Annotated in this window: 11 protein-coding genes; all 11 read left to right on the top strand. The window is 64.8% G+C overall.

Features of this window, described 5'->3' with window-relative positions; all coding sequences use genetic code 11:
- The first annotated feature begins 1 nt into the window (after position 1).
- Positions 2-763 (top strand): bifunctional demethylmenaquinone methyltransferase/2-methoxy-6-polyprenyl-1,4-benzoquinol methylase UbiE, encoded by a 762-nt coding sequence (gene ubiE / locus FFY45_RS11315; protein WP_176340505.1) that lies wholly within the window; start codon positions 2-4, stop codon positions 761-763.
- Between the two features lie 203 nt (positions 764-966).
- Positions 967-1,857 (top strand): GGDEF domain-containing protein, encoded by an 891-nt coding sequence (locus FFY45_RS11310; RefSeq protein WP_006452547.1) that lies wholly within the window; start codon positions 967-969, stop codon positions 1,855-1,857.
- A 75-nt stretch (positions 1,858-1,932) separates the two neighbouring features.
- Complete coding sequence (locus tag FFY45_RS11305; RefSeq protein ID WP_176340504.1) at positions 1,933-3,882, top strand: M1 family metallopeptidase; 1,950 nt, start codon at positions 1,933-1,935, stop codon at positions 3,880-3,882.
- 229 nt (positions 3,883-4,111) lie between these two features.
- Positions 4,112-4,831, top strand: coding sequence for a hypothetical protein (locus FFY45_RS11300; RefSeq protein ID WP_176340503.1), 720 nt, complete (start codon positions 4,112-4,114; stop codon positions 4,829-4,831).
- Positions 4,832-4,987: 156 nt separating this feature from the next.
- On the top strand, positions 4,988-5,611 hold the full coding sequence (locus tag FFY45_RS11295; protein ID WP_176340502.1) for an HAD family hydrolase: 624 nt from the start codon (positions 4,988-4,990) through the stop codon (positions 5,609-5,611).
- A gap of 643 nt (positions 5,612-6,254) precedes the next feature.
- Positions 6,255-8,273, top strand: a complete 2,019-nt coding sequence (locus FFY45_RS11285; RefSeq protein WP_343204097.1) for a methanol/ethanol family PQQ-dependent dehydrogenase — start codon at positions 6,255-6,257, stop codon at positions 8,271-8,273.
- Positions 8,270-10,045, top strand: coding sequence for a quinoprotein dehydrogenase-associated putative ABC transporter substrate-binding protein (locus FFY45_RS11280; protein WP_176340499.1), 1,776 nt, complete (start codon positions 8,270-8,272; stop codon positions 10,043-10,045). The genes FFY45_RS11285 and FFY45_RS11280 overlap by 4 nt, the downstream gene beginning before the upstream one ends.
- A gap of 25 nt (positions 10,046-10,070) precedes the next feature.
- Positions 10,071-10,727 (top strand): c-type cytochrome, encoded by a 657-nt coding sequence (locus FFY45_RS11275; RefSeq protein ID WP_176340498.1) that lies wholly within the window; start codon positions 10,071-10,073, stop codon positions 10,725-10,727.
- Complete coding sequence (locus FFY45_RS11270) at positions 10,724-11,797, top strand: beta-propeller fold lactonase family protein (RefSeq protein ID WP_176340497.1); 1,074 nt, start codon at positions 10,724-10,726, stop codon at positions 11,795-11,797. Before FFY45_RS11275 ends, FFY45_RS11270 begins: the two co-directional genes overlap by 4 nt.
- A 35-nt stretch (positions 11,798-11,832) precedes the next feature.
- A complete protein-coding gene (locus tag FFY45_RS11265) occupies positions 11,833-12,939 on the top strand; it encodes an S-(hydroxymethyl)glutathione dehydrogenase/class III alcohol dehydrogenase (protein WP_176340496.1) in 1,107 nt (368 codons plus the stop codon).
- Positions 12,940-13,090: 151 nt separating this feature from the next.
- The gene (locus tag FFY45_RS11260) at positions 13,091-15,382 is read left to right on the top strand and encodes a TonB-dependent receptor (RefSeq protein WP_176340525.1); all 2,292 of its coding nucleotides are present in this window, start codon (positions 13,091-13,093) and stop codon (positions 15,380-15,382) included.
- Positions 15,383-15,775 lie beyond the last annotated feature (393 nt).

Here is a 15,775-nt window from a genome sequence, read left to right as displayed (position 1 = left end):
CATGAGCGAATCTCCCTATACCTCCGGCACCACCCATTTCGGCTTTCGCGATGTCGCTGCCAAGGACAAGCAGAAGCTGGTCGGCGACGTCTTCACCTCGGTCGCGCGCAACTACGACCTGATGAACGATCTGATGAGTCTGGGCGTGCACCGCGCGTGGAAACGCTACTTCGTGGCGACCGCGCAGGTGAAGCCGGGCGACCGCGTGCTGGATCTGGCCGGCGGCACCGGCGACATCGCGGTGCTGCTCAAGGAGCGTGTGGGCAATGAGGGCGCGGTGGTGTTGGGCGACATCAACGCCGGCATGCTCTCGGTGGGCCGCGACCGGCTGACCAACCGTGGCCTGGTGGCCGGCTTCGACTACGTGCAATGCAATGCCGAAGCGCTGCCGTTCCCGGATCAAAGTTTCGATCTGGTGACCATCTCCTTCGGCCTGCGAAACGTCACCGATAAAGACGCTGCGCTGCGCGAGATGTACCGCGTGTTGAAGGTGGGCGGGCAGGCGCGCGTGCTGGAATTTTCCGAAGTCACCGCCGATTGGTTCAAGCCGATCTACGACTTCCACTCGTTCAAGATTTTGCCCAAGCTGGGCCAGCTGTTCGCACGCGATGCCGATAGCTACCAGTACCTGGCCGAGAGCATCCGCAAGCATCCGCCGCAGGAATCGCTCAAGGGCATGATGCGCGAAGCCGGATTTGCGCGTTGCCACTTCAAGAATCTGACCGGCGGCATCGTGGCGATCCACTCCGGCTACAAGATCTGAGCGTGATCCGACGCGGCGTTGGCTGAGCGTCTGGTCCGGCGTGCATCGCGCGCCGGATATCGCGCAAGGACGTTGCGCTTGTGTTCGCTTGCCGCGCCATCACGACTTGCGCGCCTGCGTTTGCCGACAAACTTTTGAGACTCCCGTCGCGTTGGCTCCACCAATGGTCGGCGACACTAGGCCACCTTTCGCTGGAGACGTGCATGCGCTTGTACGCAGGGCTGTCGCGCGTGTTTCCTCGCTCCTTCAGCGCCAAGCTGCTGGCGGTGACGTTTGTCGGCATCCATTTGCCGCTGCTGTTGCTGATCGTCTGGCTGGCATCGCAAAGCGAGTTGGGTGGACGCCCGCTGTGGTCGGTGGTGATCGTGGCATTGCTGGCCACGCTGGCGGGCACCGCGCTGACGCTGTCTGCACTGTATCGCCTGCTCGCGCCACTGCGCATCGCCGCCGACGCGCTGGATGCGTACTACGCCGACCAACGCCTGCCCACGCTGCCCGAACATGGCGACGACGAGTTGGGGCGTTTGCTGCGCGGCATCAATCGCAGCCTGCGCGGTATCGATGCCGGCATGCGCGATCTCAAGAAGCACGCCTTGTTCGATTCGCTGACCGAAGCGTTGAACCGGCGCGGGTGCGAGCAGGCGATGCTGGATTCGGTCACCGCCGCGCAGCGCGAAGGCTGGCCGTTCGTGTTGTTCGTGCTGGACATGGACAACCTCAAGACGATCAACGACCGTTTCGGCCATCTGGCCGGTGACCGCGTGTTGGTGCGGCTGGTGGAATCGGCGTACGGCTGGCTCGGTGCGCAGGACTGGATCGGGCGTTGGGGCGGTGATGAATTTTTGATCGGCGTGCATGCCGGCGAAGACGAGGCCACGCTCAAACTCAATCAATGGCTGTCGATGCTCGAACGCGACGATGCCGACGAAGCGCCGCTGCATGTCAGCGCCGGCAGCGCGGTCTGCGAGCAGGGTCTGGATGCCACCGAGTTGTATCGACGCGCCGATGCGGCGATGTACCGCGCCAAGTTCTCCGGCGGCCGGCGCCTGGTGCGCGACGGGCACGATACCCCGCGCAGTCATCCGGTGACCTGAGCCGCCAGCGATGGCACGGGCAGGCAATGGCCCAGAGCGCTAAAATGCCCGATTCCCCTTGCTGCGGTGCCGTCGATGCGCTTCCCGTTCCTGTCGCTGTCCCTGGCCGTCTCCATCGCGCTGGCCGGCTGTTCCAACGAGTCCACACCGCCGGCCGCGACCAACGCGGCACCGGCCGCCACCGCCAAGGCCCCCGTGAAAGCAGACGCCCGCAACCACGACGAAAGCTCCTACGCCCAGCCGCAGCTGGTGGCCATCAAGGATCTGGCGCTGGACCTGAAGCTGGATTTCGACGCCAAGCAGATCGGCGGCACCGCCACCTACACGCTGGACTGGAAGGACAAGGCCGCCAAGCAGTTGGTGCTGGACACGCGCGAGCTGAGCATTGCGCAGGTGCAGGCCGACGACGGCAAGGGCGCGCTGGCGCCGCTGCAGTTCGCGCTGGCGCCGGCCGACAAGACCTTCGGCAGCAAGCTCACCATCGAGACGCCGACTCAGCCGTCCAAGATCGTGATCACGTATCACACCGCACCGACCGCCTCGGGCCTGCAGTGGCTGGAGCCGTCGATGACCGAAGGCAAGCAGCTGCCTTTCATGTTCAGCCAGTCGCAGGCGATCCACGCGCGCAGCTGGGTGCCGTTGCAGGACACCCCGAGCGTGCGCTTCACCTATAGCGCGCATGTGACCTCGCGCCCGGACGTGATGGTGCTGATGAGCGCCGACAACGACCCCAAGGCCGCGCGCGATGGCGATTACAGCTTCAAGATGCCCGAGCCGATTCCCTCGTATCTGCTGGCGATCGCTGCCGGCGATGTGGTGTTCAAGCCGATTTCCGCACGCTCGGGCGTGTGGGCCGAGCCGGCCATGGCCGACAAGGCCGCCAAGGAATTCGAAGACACCGAAAAGATGATCGGTGCCGCCGAAAAACTCTATGGCCCGTATCGCTGGGGCCGTTACGACATGCTGGTGCTGCCGCCGTCGTTCCCGTTCGGCGGCATGGAAAATCCGCGCCTGACCTTCGCCACGCCCACCGTGATCGTCGGCGACAAGTCGCTGGTGTCGCTGGTCGCGCACGAACTGGCGCATAGCTGGTCGGGCAACCTGGTGACCAATGCCAGCTGGAAGGACATCTGGCTCAATGAAGGCTTCACCACCTACGTGCAGGCGCGCATCACCGAGGCGTTGTACGGCGCGGAGATGGCCGAGATGGAGCGCGAGATCGACCAGGGCGATCTGCTGGCTGAAGTAAAGGACATGGCGCCGGCCGACCAGGCATTGGCATTGCCGCCGTTGGCCGAGCGCGACCCCGACGAAGCCTTGAGCCAGGTGGCCTACGTCAAGGGCGCGTGGCTCCTGCAGTTCCTGGAGCAGCGCTTCGGGCGCGAAGTGTTCGACCCGTTCCTGCGTGGCTGGTTCGACGATCATGCGTTCCAGAGCGCCACCACCGACCAGTTCGTCGATTACCTCAACAAGAACCTGCTGGCCAAGCATCCCAATACCGTGAGCGCGGCCGAAGTGGATGCGTGGTTGAAGCAGCCGGGCATCCCGGCCTTCGCCACCAAGGCCCGCTCGCGCAGCTTCTCGATCGTGGACACCGCACGCATCGCCTGGAGCGGCAGCGGCACGCTACCCAACAAGCAGGTCACCGGCGAATGGGGCACGCAGGAATGGGTGCATTTCCTCAGCGGCATGGGCGCCACCTTGAAGCCGGAACAGCTCAAGCAACTGGATGATGCCTACCACTTCACCGGCACCCCGAACGGCGAAATCGCGATGCGTTGGTACCCGCTGGCGATCCGTAGCGGCTACACCGACGCACAGGCCGCAGCAGGCGAGTTCATCGAACGCGTCGGTCGCCGCAAGCTGGTGCTGCCGATCTATGCCGAACTGTTGAAGACCCCGGACGGCATCGCCTTCGCCGAACAGGCCTTCGAAAAGGCCAAGCCCAGCTATCACCCGATCACCACCGCATCGGTGGCCGAGATGATTGCCAAGGCCAAGGCGGCACCGCCCAAGCAGCCGTAATGGCAGGGGAGGGCGTTGCAGATGCCCTCCCGCCGCTGCATCGTGTCCTGCAATCGCCCTGTAGGAGCGCACCCGGGCGCGATGTGGCATTCCCGATGGAGCCCCATCGCGCCCAGGTGCGCTCCTACGGTGTCCGGCCGTCTGCTGGCAGGCTGTCTGCGTAGGCGGTTGATCAATTCCATCGGGGCAGGCTGGTATCGTTGCCATTGAATTCGCCCCGGAGTCCACGATGAAGTATCTGCTGAGCGCGGCCTTGTGCGTCGCTGCATTGAGTGGCTGTACCGACCGCGAGGCGCAACGCCAGGCGCAGGAAACCGCACAGGCGCAAGCCAAAGAACACGATGCCGATGCGCTCGCCAAGCAATACGACGAGGCAGTGAAAGCGCAGAACTGGGACATGGCACGCGCGCATGGCGCCGCGTTGCTGGAAGGCTACGCCGGCACCGCTGCGGCCACGCGCATCGAGCCCGGTTACGCCGACATCAAGGCCAGGGGCGAGCAGGCGCGCGAACTGCGCCGCATGCAGGCGTTATGGCAATACTCACAGGTGCCGGCCAAGGGCGGCACGCAGCGCTCGGCGATGATCGATGCCAAGGAACGCGTGGACGTGGACGGCAGCGGCCCGAAGCCGGTGAGCCTGGTGTTCCGCGATCACCCGCAGTGGAAGCGCCACAGCTATCTGGTGCTCAAGGCCGGCGACTTCAACTGCTACAGCGGCTGCAAGGTGCAGGTCTCGGCCGACGGCGGTGCAGCGCGCCTGATGGCCGCACATCGCCCCGACACCGATGAAGCGATCGCGATGTTCATCGACGACGACAAGGCGCTGTGGAAATTGGTGCGCAATGCCAAGCGCGTCAGCATCGCGTTTCCGGTGAAAGCCGGCGGCACGCGCACCGCCGAGTTCGAAGTGGGTGGGCTGGATAACACGCAGATGCCGGGCTGGAAGTAGGCATGAGCAATACACGACTGCGCAGCGAACAGGTGCGCGCGGTCGATGCACGGCATCGGTATGTATCGTTCCTCCACTGCGGTTGATTTCGCACAGTCTGCATCTTCCTGACAACTGTTTGCCGTGTTGCATCAGCACTCTTAAATTTTCGCGCGTATGGACTGCATGACACTCACACAAACATCTCCCGCGTTGTCCGACTACCGCCACTGGGTGTTCGACATGGATGGCACGCTGACCGAAGCCGTGCATGATTTCGTGTTGATTCGACGCGCGCTGGACATCCCGCCCGAGGCCGACATCCTGCATCACCTGGCATCGCTACCTGCCGACCAGGCTGCTGCCAAACACGCCTGGTTACTCGAGCACGAGCGTGAACTCGCACGGACCGCACGCGCCGCGCCCGGTGCAGTGGAATTGGTGCGTGCATTGCAGGCGGCCGGATGCCAACTCGGCATGCTTACCCGCAACGCACGCGAACTGGCGCAGGTGACGTTGCAGGCGATCGGCCTGCACGATGCATTTGCCTGGGACACCATCGTCGGCCGTGACGAGGCCGCGCCCAAACCCGCGCCCGATGGCCTGCAGTATTTCGAACGACGCTGGTCGGTCGACGGTGCGGCATTGGTGATGGTCGGCGACCACCACAACGACCTGGCCTGCGGTCGTGCCGTTGGCGCCTGCACGGTGCTGGTCAACACGCCGGGTGACCCTTGGCCCGGCTTTGCCGACTGGCGTCTGCAGGATTGCACGCAGTTGCTTACGCGGTGGAAAGGCTAGCGCGCTGTCTGGCAAGTAGGCGCAAAGTGCGGATTCCGACGCCGGATACGGCGCCGCGCACAGACCAACCCACACACGCAACGTCTGTCAGTCTTGTGCGAATGCTTCGGCTCATGGAGGGCGCTTGCACGCGTACCGGCGTGGGACACGCCGCAAGTACGTCCGTGTAGGCTCTTACGCGGCATCCATGCCGCGTAAGGTCCCACGCCGGTACGCGCGCAAGCACCGCCGATTTCGGTCGATGTCTGAAGGAAAAACGGGGTCTGATGTGCAGGCAGTGTGTTGGAACAAGGCGTGCCAGCAAAAGCTGCGGACGCGACCTGATGCAGCCAGCAGCGAGCAAAACCCCGCAGTCATTGCCATGGCACTTGCTGACTGGAAAAACCGAACCATCTGCACCACCGATGTAACAGCACGCCCGGTGCAAACTGTGCCAAAACCGTGACAGTGCACCTCGCTCAAGCGACTGCCATCACAGCAAAGCCCCGCTGCCCCGACATGGTGCATCGCACCAGTGCACTGGCATGGCGTTTGCTCTCTTCTCCCTCGACGTTTCCGACGTCTGCGACGCAACTGGCTGCAACGGTGCCTGCGCTGCGGATGTTTCAACCGACTGGTTGTTCAATCGAAGGGGTAGACGCATATGCATCAATCTTCCTGTCGCAGCATTCGCAGCGGTGCGCTGCTCATGCTTGCGCTGAGCGCCGCGCTGTCCGGCTGTAAAAAGGACGCGGCCACTGAAACTGCAGCGCCCGCACCGGCAGCCGCGCCCGCCGCTGCGCCGCCGGCCGCCGCCGTGGTCGACACCGATGGCGAATTCACCACCAATGCCAGCAACCCGGATAACTGGGGCGGCATCGGGCGCGACTTCGCACTTACCCGGCATAGCCCGCTGGCCGAAATCAATCGCGACAACGTCAAGAATCTCAAGATGTCGTGGGAGATGAAGACCGATGCCACGCGCGGCCACGAAGGCCAGCCGCTGGTGATCGGCAGCATCATGTACATGGTCAGTGCCTACCCGAACAACGTGTTCGCCATCGACCTGGCGGCGCAGGACGACGGTGGCAAGGTGTTGTGGAAATACACCCCGCAACAGGACGAACGCTCGGTGGCGGTGGCGTGCTGCGATACGGTCAACCGCGGCGCTTCGTATGCCGATGGCAAGCTGGTGTTCGGCAGCCTGAGCGGCGATGTGATCGCACTCGATGCCAAGACCGGCAAGGAAGTGTGGAAGCAGAAACTCGGGCATCCGGACAAGGGCGAAACCATCACCATGGCGCCGATCATTGCCGACGGCAAAGTGATCGCCGGCATCAGCGGCAACGAGTTCGGCGTGCTCGGGCGCGTGGCGGCCTACAGCCTGGCCGATGGCAAGCAGGTGTGGTCCTGCGATGCGGCCGGCACCGACAAGGCGATCTGCCTGGGTGCGGATTTCAATAAGGCCAATCCGCAGCACGGCCAGCTCGGGGATCTGGGCGTCAAGACCTTTCCTAACGACGAATGGAAGCGTGGCGGCGGTGCGGCCTGGGGCTGGTATAGCTACGACCCGAAATTGAAGCTGCTCTATTACGGCACCGGTAATCCCGGCCTGTGGAGCCCGTCGTATCGCTGCGGCAAGACCTCGCAAGAGGAATGCAACAACGGCGAGCATGACAACAAGTGGTCGATGACCCTGTTCGCACGCAAGATCGATACCGGCGAAGCGGTGTGGGGTTATCAGAAGACCCCGTTCGACCAGTGGGATTACGACGGCATCAACGAGCCGATCCTGGTCGATCTGACCATCGACGGCAAGGAAGTTCCGTCCGTGGTGCAGTTCGATCGCAACGGCTTTGCCTACGTGCTTGATCGTCGCGACGGCACCTTGCTGCGCGCGCACAAGTTCGTGCCGGCCAACTGGGCCGAACGCATCGACATGAAGACCGGCCGCCCGGTGAAAGTGGCCGCGCATTCGCCACTGGAACGCGGCAAGAAAGTGCAGGCGTTCCCCTCGGCGATGGGCGGCAAGGATCAGCAGCCGTGCTCGGTGGATCCGGCCAATTCGGCGGTGTTCTTCTGCGGCACCAACAACTGGCATATGGAGCTGGAACCGCAGGAACGCGGCAACACCATGATGGGTCTGCCGTACGTGTTCGCCAACGTGATGATGAAGCCCAACGAGCCGGGTGCGCTGGGCATCGTCAAGGCATTCGATGTGGTGGAAGGCAAGTCCAAGTGGGAGATCAAGGAGAAGTTCCCGGTGTGGAGCGGCACCCTGGTCACCGATGGCGGGCTGGTGTTCTACGGCACGCTGGATGGCTGGTTCCGTGCGGTGGACAAGGACACCGGCAAGAAGCTGTGGGAGATGAAGTTGCCCTCCGGCATCATCGGCAACCCGATCGCCTACAAGGCCAATGGGCACCAGTACGTGGCGGTGTTCTCCGGCATCGGTGGCTGGATCGGCTTGCCGGTCGCCGCAGGTCTGGACCCGGCCGATCCGTATGGCGCGCTGGGCGCAGCCGGTCTGGCATTCGGTGCCGGCTTCGACAAGATCCCGCTCGGCGGCATGGTGCATACCTTCCGTATCGATGGCGCCGGCAAGACTGTGACCGCCAGTGCCACCGCCACTGCGGCCGCAGGTGGCGGCACCGCCAACGCCGCAGCGAAGACCGCACGATGAGATCCAGGCAAGGCGTTGCAAGCGCGCACCGGCAGCTGGCTGCCGGTACGCGTGGCATGAGCCGGCAGCTGCGTCAGCTGCTGGTGCTTTGCAGCCTCGGACTCGTCGCCGCAGGCTGCACACGCGAGCCGTCCTCACCGGCGGCTCGCGCTTCTGATTCCGGTGCGGCGCCCACAGCGGCGCCTGCATCCACTGCAGCGCCAGCCTCCGCGCAAACGCCGGCCAACACGCCGCCACCTGCGCCCGATCCCACTGTGCTGCGCGTCTGCGCCGACCCGGGCAACATGCCGTTATCCAACAAGGCCGGCGAGGGCTTTCAGAACAAGATCGCGCAGGTTGTGGCCGATGCCATGGGCCGGCGCCTGGAATACGAGTGGCGCACCTACTACCAACGCGGGCTGGCACGCAGCACCATCAATGCCGGCCGCTGCGATGTGCTAATGGATCTCAACAGCGATTTCGAGCAGGGTCTGACCACCCGCCCGCTGTATCGCTCGGCCTATATGCTGGTGACGCGCAAAGGTTTAGATCTGGTGCCGACCTCGCTGGACGACCCTGCGCTGAAAAAGCTGCGGCTGGGCGTGTTCCAAAGTTCGCCCGCACGCCAGGCGTTATACGAGCACGGCATCAGTGGCGATGTGCAGTATCTGTTTTACGACTCGGCCACCGCGCCGGAAGAACATCCCGGCAAGCTGGTCGAACGCGTCGCCGCCAATGAACTGGATGCGGCCGAATCCTGGGGCCCGGTGGCCGGGTATTACGCGCAACGCAGCGGGCTGGGCTTGGTGCCGCTCAACACTATCGACGATTCGGTCTTGGAGTACTCGATGGCGTGGGCAGTGTCGCGCAAAGACGCGGACCTGCGCGATGCCTTGAACACGGCCATGCAACAGAGTGCGGTGAAGATCGCCGAGATCCTGCGCAGCTATCACGTGCCGCTGGTGCGGTGTAGCGACTGCGTGGTGGCCGGCGATCTGGCATCGCACGGGCCGTATGCGACGCCGACGCCAGCGTCGAAGGCACCGAGCCCGGCCGCGTCGTCGCAGGAACTGGCGCAGCTGCAACTGCGCATCGCCGACGGTGCCGACCCGAACCAGGAACTGGCGCATGCGCTGGATGCCGGCGATGGCGTGCGTGCGGCGTGGCTGTTGCGGCATGGCGCCGATGCCAATCGTCCCAACCTGCTCGGCGAGCCGCCGCTGCATCAGGCCATCCGCAATCAGGAACCGGATCTGGTCAGCCTGTTGCTCGATGCCGGTGCACGCCTAAATGCGCGCGATAGCAGCGGCTGGACCGCCTTGATGAAGGCGGCCTGGGCCAACGATGCCGACAGTGTGGCCAAGTTGCTGGGTAAGCGTGCACCGGTGGACACCGTCTCCGGCGATGGCTGGAGCGCGCTGGAGTTGGCGGTGTCCTACGCCGATGCCGGCGTGGTGCAGGCATTGCTGGCAGCGGGTGCGAACGTGCGGCGTGCCAATCCCACCGGGTTCACGCCGGTGATGTTTGCGGTAGCACGTGACGACCCGGCGATTCTCGATGCGGTGCTGGCACGCGGGGCCGACGTCGGCCACGCAAACCAGGCTGGCGTCACCGCATTGATGTTGGCCGCAGCGGCCGGGCGCGAATCAGTGGCCAAGCGCTTGTTGGCGGCCGGTGCCGATCCTGCCGCACGTAATCGCGATGGCAAGACCGCCGCCGCATTGGCGCAGGCGCGCGGCGACGCCGCGCTGGCCACGCTGCTCACGCAGACCAGGCGTCCGTCTCGGCAATGACTGTGTCACCTGCCGCGTGCACGGGGTGCGCGGTGTTCCCTCCGATCAGAAAGGTTCGTCCATGCGCAAGTCCACTGTGGGTTGTTTCGATCGTTCCATGCGCGCACCGCTGTGCGCGTTGATGCTCAGCGTGGTGCTGGCCGCGTGCGGCAAGGAGGCGCCGCCGTCAGCGCCTGCATCTGAGGCGGCTGCTCCGCCGGCTGCCAATACGCCTGCGCCGGCCACCGGTACCGCCGCGCCTGCGCCTGCAGCGGCGACTGCCGGGGTGCCCAACCCGGGAGCCGGGCCTGCGCCGGATCCGGCCACGCCGCCCGCCGCGCCTGCCACTGTCGTGCCGATTCCGAAAGGACCCGAGGTCAAGGTCACGCCCGAGCTGATTGCCGAAGGCAAGAAGATCTATTTCTCGGCCGGTTGCAACGCCTGTCACGGCGGCACCGGTGGCGGTGGCATGTGCCCGCCGTTGACCAACGACATCTGGGTGTATGGCAGCGACGACGACACGTTGCGCGCGCTGATCAGCGAAGGCACGGCAGCGATGATCACCCACGGCAAGACCCGCATCGGACATGAAAAAGTGGTCGGGCAGATGCCGCCGTTCGCGCCGGTGCTCAAGCCGGGCGACACCGAAAAACTGCTCGCCTTCATCCACTCGATCAACAAGACCGCGGGCAAGACGCAATGAGGTCAGCGCTGATCAGGTGGCAGCGCGTCTATGTCGCAATGGTGCTGGGCGCGCTGCTCACAGTGGCGGGCTGCCAGCGCGACGCTGCTGCGCCTGCGGCGAGCACCGCACCTGCGGCGGCGGTTGCTGCGACCCCTGCAGCAACTCCTGCAGCAACACCGGCGCCATCAACGCCGCCGGTGTTTGCCTACGTGCCCAATCAGCGCAGCGGCACGGTCTCGGTGATCGATACGCACACCGATACGGTGGTGCGCACGCTCAGTGCGCAAGGCCAGCTCGGCAAGCGCTTGCAGCAGGTGTTGCCGGGCCCGCATGGGCATCTGTATCTGATCGATGCCGAGCATCATCGCTTGATCGAACTCGATACCGAAAAAGATGCGGTGCTGCGCAGCGTGGAGATCGGCGAAAACGCCGAAGGCATCGCGTTGTCGCCGGATGGCAAACAGTTCGCGGTGTGTGTGGAAGGGCAGAATCAGGTGATGTTGATCGATGCCGCGCAGTTCAAGCTGCAGCAGGTGATCGCCACACGCGGGCAGGCGCCGGAGCATTGCGCCTACACGCCGGACGGGCAGTGGCTGCTCACCAGCAACGAGGGCTCCAACGACATGGACATGATCGAACTGGCCACCCGTCAATCGCGCGGTGTGGTCGCCACCAGCGGCCATCCGCGCGGTATGGCGTTCGCACCGGACGGGCACAGCGTGTACATCGCGCAGGAAACCGCCAACGTGGTGGACGTGATCGATCTGAAAACGCGGCAACGCCGCGCCAGTCTGCCGGCCGGTGTGCGCACGGCGGGGGTGGCGTTGTCGGCCGATGGCTCGCGGTTGTACGCATCCAATGGCGGTGCCGGCACGGTCAGCGTGATCGACACCAGAAGCGCGCGCAGTCTTGCCGAAATTGCAGTGGGGCTGCGGCCGTGGAATCCGGCGCTGACACCGGCCGGCGACAAGCTGTATGTCGCCAACGGGCGCTCGAACACGGTGAGCGTGATCGACACCGCGACGTTGCAACAGATCAAACAGATCCCCGTCGGCGAATTGCCGTGGGGCGTGGTGATCGCGCGCTGAGCGGCGGCCATGCCGACGCGCGCCAGGGAGGCCGGATGAAGACACGCGCTGCGGTGGCATGGGGTCCGCACCAGCCGCTAACCATCGAAGAGGTGGACCTGCAGCCGCCGCGGCCGGGCGAGGTGCTGGTGCGCCTGGTCGCCACCGGTATCTGCCATGGCGATGCGCATGCATTGGCGCACGGGCGCGCGAGCAGCTTTCCGGTGATCCTGGGACAGGAGGGCGCCGGAATCGTCGAAGCCGTGGGCATCGGCGTTACCAGCGTGCGTGTCGGCGATCACGTGATCCCGCTGTACATGCCCGAATGCGGTGTGTGCAAGTTCTGTCGCTCCGGTCGCACCAACCTGTGCCAGGCGATCCGCAGCAGCCAGGAGCGCGGGCTGATGCCCGATGGCAGTAGCCGGTTTTCATTGAACGGGCGGCCGATCCTGCATCACATGGGCACCAGCACGTTTTCCGAATACACGGTGTTGCCGGAGATCGCGGTGGCGCGTATCCATCCGGATGCACCGCTGGATCAGGTCTGCCTGCTCGGCTGCACGGTCACCACCGGTGTCGGGGCCGTGCTCAACAGCGCGCATGTGCGGCCCGGCGATTGCGTGGCGGTGTTCGGGCTGGGTGGGATCGGCTTGTCGGTGGTGCAGGGCGCGGTGCTGGCGCAGGCCGGGCGCATCATCGCAGTGGATATCGATCCGGCCAAGTTCGCGCTGGCGCGTGCGTTGGGCGCCACCGATTGCCTGGATCCGCGTGACTACGGCGCACCGATCCAGCAGGTGATTGTGGACCTCACCGACGGCGGCGCCGACCACAGTTTCGAATGCGTGGGCGATGTCGGTGCGATGCGCGCGGCACTGGAGTGCTGCCACAAGGGCTGGGGCGAGAGCGTCATTCTCGGCGTGGCCGACGACGCGCAGGAGATCAGCACGCGCCCGTTTCAACTGGTGACCGGGCGGGTGTGGCGGGGCAGCGCATTCGGCGGAGTAAAAGGGCGCAGCGAGCTGCCCGGCTATGTCGAGCGCTATCTGCAAGGCGACATCCAGCTGGCGCCGTTGATCACGCGCACTCTGGCGTTGGACGACATCAATCAGGCGCTGGCGGATCTGCGTGCAGCGCGCGGCATCAAATCGATCGTGCTTTATTGAGGGAGACGACATGAGGTCGACGCATCACTTACTGGGGTATCGCAGCACAACGCCGCATCGCGCCGCACGCCATGGCCGCGATGCATTGCAACGACATCGGCTTGCCTGCGCCTGCGCAGCGCTGCTGTGCGCTGGCACGATCGGCACTGCAATGGCCGAAGACGCGCCGCAGGTCACCTGGCTGGATCGCATCGAGGTCACCGCCACGCCGATTCCCGGCACCACCATCGACGCGGCGCAGTTGCCGTACATGGTGCAATCGGCCACCAATGGCGAGCTGTCGCGCGGGCGCAGCAACAACCTCAGCGATCTGCTGCAGCGGCGCTTTGTCGGTGTGGACGGCAACGATGTGCAAGGCAGTCCGTTCCAGAACGATCTCACCTTCCACGGCTTTCGCGCGTCTGCCTTGCCGGGCGCCTCGCAAGGCGTGTCGGTGTATCTGGATGGCGTGCGCTTCAACGAACCGTTCGCCGATATCGTCAGCTGGGACATGCTGCCCGAGTCGGCAATCAAGGCAGTGACCTTGATGCCCGGCTCCAATCCCTTGTTCGGGCCGAACACGCTCGGTGGCGCGGTGGTGCTGTCCACGGCCTCCGGTTTGACCGCGCCTGGATTGCAGGGCGAAGTGAGCATCGGCAGCGGCGCACGCAAGCGGCTGGACGCCAGTTACGGCCTCGCCAGTCAGGACGGGTGGCATGGCTTTGTCGCAGTCACCGGCTTCGATGAAAACGGCTGGCGCGATGCCTCCGAAGGTCGCCTTGGCACGCTGTTCGGCAAGGTCGGTAAGCAAGGCGAGCAGACCGATTGGAGCCTGTCGGTGCTGCACGGGCGCAGCCGCTTGATCGGTAATGGCTTGTTGCCGGATACGCGCTACACCGACGATGGCCCCGAGCCCGGCTTGTATCGCGCCGACCGCCGCTCGGTGTACACCTCGCCCGATCTCACCCGCAATCGCAATACGTTGTTCACCGCGCAGCTGGACCATCGTTTCGACGCGGACACCGCACTGCACGCACTGGCCTACTCGCGCGTGGGTCGTCGCGACACCGTCAATGGCGATATCGGCGAAGACTACGAAGAATTCGTCGAAGAATGCGCATCGGGCTATGCCGCCGATGGCAGCGCACTGGATGCCGATTGCGATGTGGCACGCGCCGATGCCGATGCATTGCCCAGCGGCGCGCTCAACACCACCCAGATGCGCCAGGAAGCGCAGGGGCTTGCGCTCAACCTGAGCAAACAATGGGGTGCGCATGCGCTCAGCACCGGCGTCACCTTCGATCGCGGCCATGTGCGTTATCAGCAATTCGCCCGCGATGGTTGGGTGCAGCCAGACCGCTCGGTCGCCGCCGATCCGGATGCCGAGCGCGCGTTCTTTTCCGGCGTGCGCGGCAGCACCAAAACGCTGGGTGTGTTCGTTGCCGACACCTGGGCAGTGGACGCTGCTACTCATCTCACCGCTGCAGTGCGCTGGAACCATGTGGTGGTGGACAATATTCTTTCCACCGCCGAAGACGGCGACCGCCCGCGCGAGCGCTTCGTCTATGCCAAGGCCAATCCGTCCCTGGGTCTGACCCACCGGCTCGATTCCGGGCTGACGGTATACGGCTCGGTCGCGCAAAACAGCCGAGCGCCAACTGCGATCGAATTGGGCTGCGCCGATCCCACCCAGCCGTGCCGCTTGCCGACCGGCCTGCAAGCCGACCCGCGCCTGGAGCAGATCATTTCGCGCACCTATGAACTTGGCGCGCGCTGGACGCCATCGGCCAACACCAATGCCACGGTGTCGGTGTATCGCGCCGACAATCGCGACGATATTTTGTTCTTGCGCGCGCCGGATACGCAGTTGGGTTACTTCGACAATGTCGGCCGCACCCGCTATCAAGGCGCGGATCTGTCGCTACGCCTGCGCAGCGGCGATTGGCAGTGGTCGGCCGGCTACAGCTTTCTGGATGCGACCTATCGCAGCGATGGCGAACTGCTTTCCGGCGAGCGTGTAATCACCTTGCGTCCCGGCCTTCGCATCGCCGCATTGCCGCGCCACAACCTCAAGCTGGGTGTGGAATGGCAGCGCGATGCGCTGACCTTGAGCGCTGGTGTGCGTGCGGTGTCCGGGCGCGTGGCCAGCGGCAATGAAGATGGCCAGGTCGACAACGCCGAAGACGGCGAGCCCGCGCCCGAGCGCATCGACATCGGCACCGCCGGCTACGCGCTGGTGGACCTGCAGGCACGTTGGCAATTCAGTGACCGGCTATCGCTGTTTGCCCGCGTCGACAACGTCTTCAACCGCCGCTACGCGACGTATGCGGCCGTGGCCGAAGACGTGTTTCCCGATGGCGAACTGGCGCGCCCGCAGGATGCACCAGTGGAAACCGGCCCGGCCCGTTTTCTTGCGCCGGGCGTGCCAAGGCAGTATCTGATCGGATTGCGCTGGGCGTTGTGAGTGGGGCGGGGATTGGGGATTCGTGATTAGGGATTCGTAAGTCGTAAGCCATAAGCCATAAGCCGTAAGCCCTTCTCGTCATCTGGATGATCCCAAGCCGCGCTGGTCGGGGGGCGCGGTGTCCTCGCCGCTCGCGGGACACGCCGTGAATCCATCCCTGGAGGCTCGGTGGCGGCATCCATGCCGCCACACGGTCCCGCAATCGGCGAGGCCACCGCACCAGAGAGTTAGTCGGTGGTCGTTTCAAAAGCTGCTTGTTGCTCGGGTGCATCGGGACGATGATCGGCCGCGGCGTTATCAGAACAACGCACGTCATGCATTGCTTGCAACCATGCACACCGACCATCTCGACTGGTCCTTGCCCGCCCACCGTCGCGGGACCTTACGCGGCCT

It is taken from the genome of Xanthomonas hortorum (assembly GCF_011305375.1).
GTDB lineage: Bacteria > Pseudomonadota > Gammaproteobacteria > Xanthomonadales > Xanthomonadaceae > Xanthomonas > Xanthomonas hortorum_E.
This window is presented reverse-complemented; position numbering and strand designations above follow the sequence as displayed.

Bases quoted from the DNA above. Each gene is read 5' to 3' on its own strand.
- FFY45_RS11300 (WP_176340503.1), top strand. From the start codon at position 4,112: ATGAAGTATCTGCTGAGCGCGGCCTTGTGCGTCGCTGCATTGAGTGGC.
- FFY45_RS11280 (WP_176340499.1), top strand. From the start codon at position 8,270: ATGAGATCCAGGCAAGGCGTTGCAAGCGCGCACCGGCAGCTGGCTGCC.
- FFY45_RS11295 (WP_176340502.1), top strand. From the start codon at position 4,988: ATGGACTGCATGACACTCACACAAACATCTCCCGCGTTGTCCGACTAC.
- FFY45_RS11265 (WP_176340496.1), top strand. From the start codon at position 11,833: ATGAAGACACGCGCTGCGGTGGCATGGGGTCCGCACCAGCCGCTAACC.
- FFY45_RS11310 (WP_006452547.1), top strand. From the start codon at position 967: ATGCGCTTGTACGCAGGGCTGTCGCGCGTGTTTCCTCGCTCCTTCAGC.
- ubiE (WP_176340505.1), top strand. From the start codon at position 2: ATGAGCGAATCTCCCTATACCTCCGGCACCACCCATTTCGGCTTTCGC.
- FFY45_RS11305 (WP_176340504.1), top strand. From the start codon at position 1,933: ATGCGCTTCCCGTTCCTGTCGCTGTCCCTGGCCGTCTCCATCGCGCTG.
- FFY45_RS11270 (WP_176340497.1), top strand. From the start codon at position 10,724: ATGAGGTCAGCGCTGATCAGGTGGCAGCGCGTCTATGTCGCAATGGTG.
- FFY45_RS11260 (WP_176340525.1), top strand. From the start codon at position 13,091: ATGGCCGAAGACGCGCCGCAGGTCACCTGGCTGGATCGCATCGAGGTC.
- FFY45_RS11285 (WP_343204097.1), top strand. From the start codon at position 6,255: ATGCATCAATCTTCCTGTCGCAGCATTCGCAGCGGTGCGCTGCTCATG.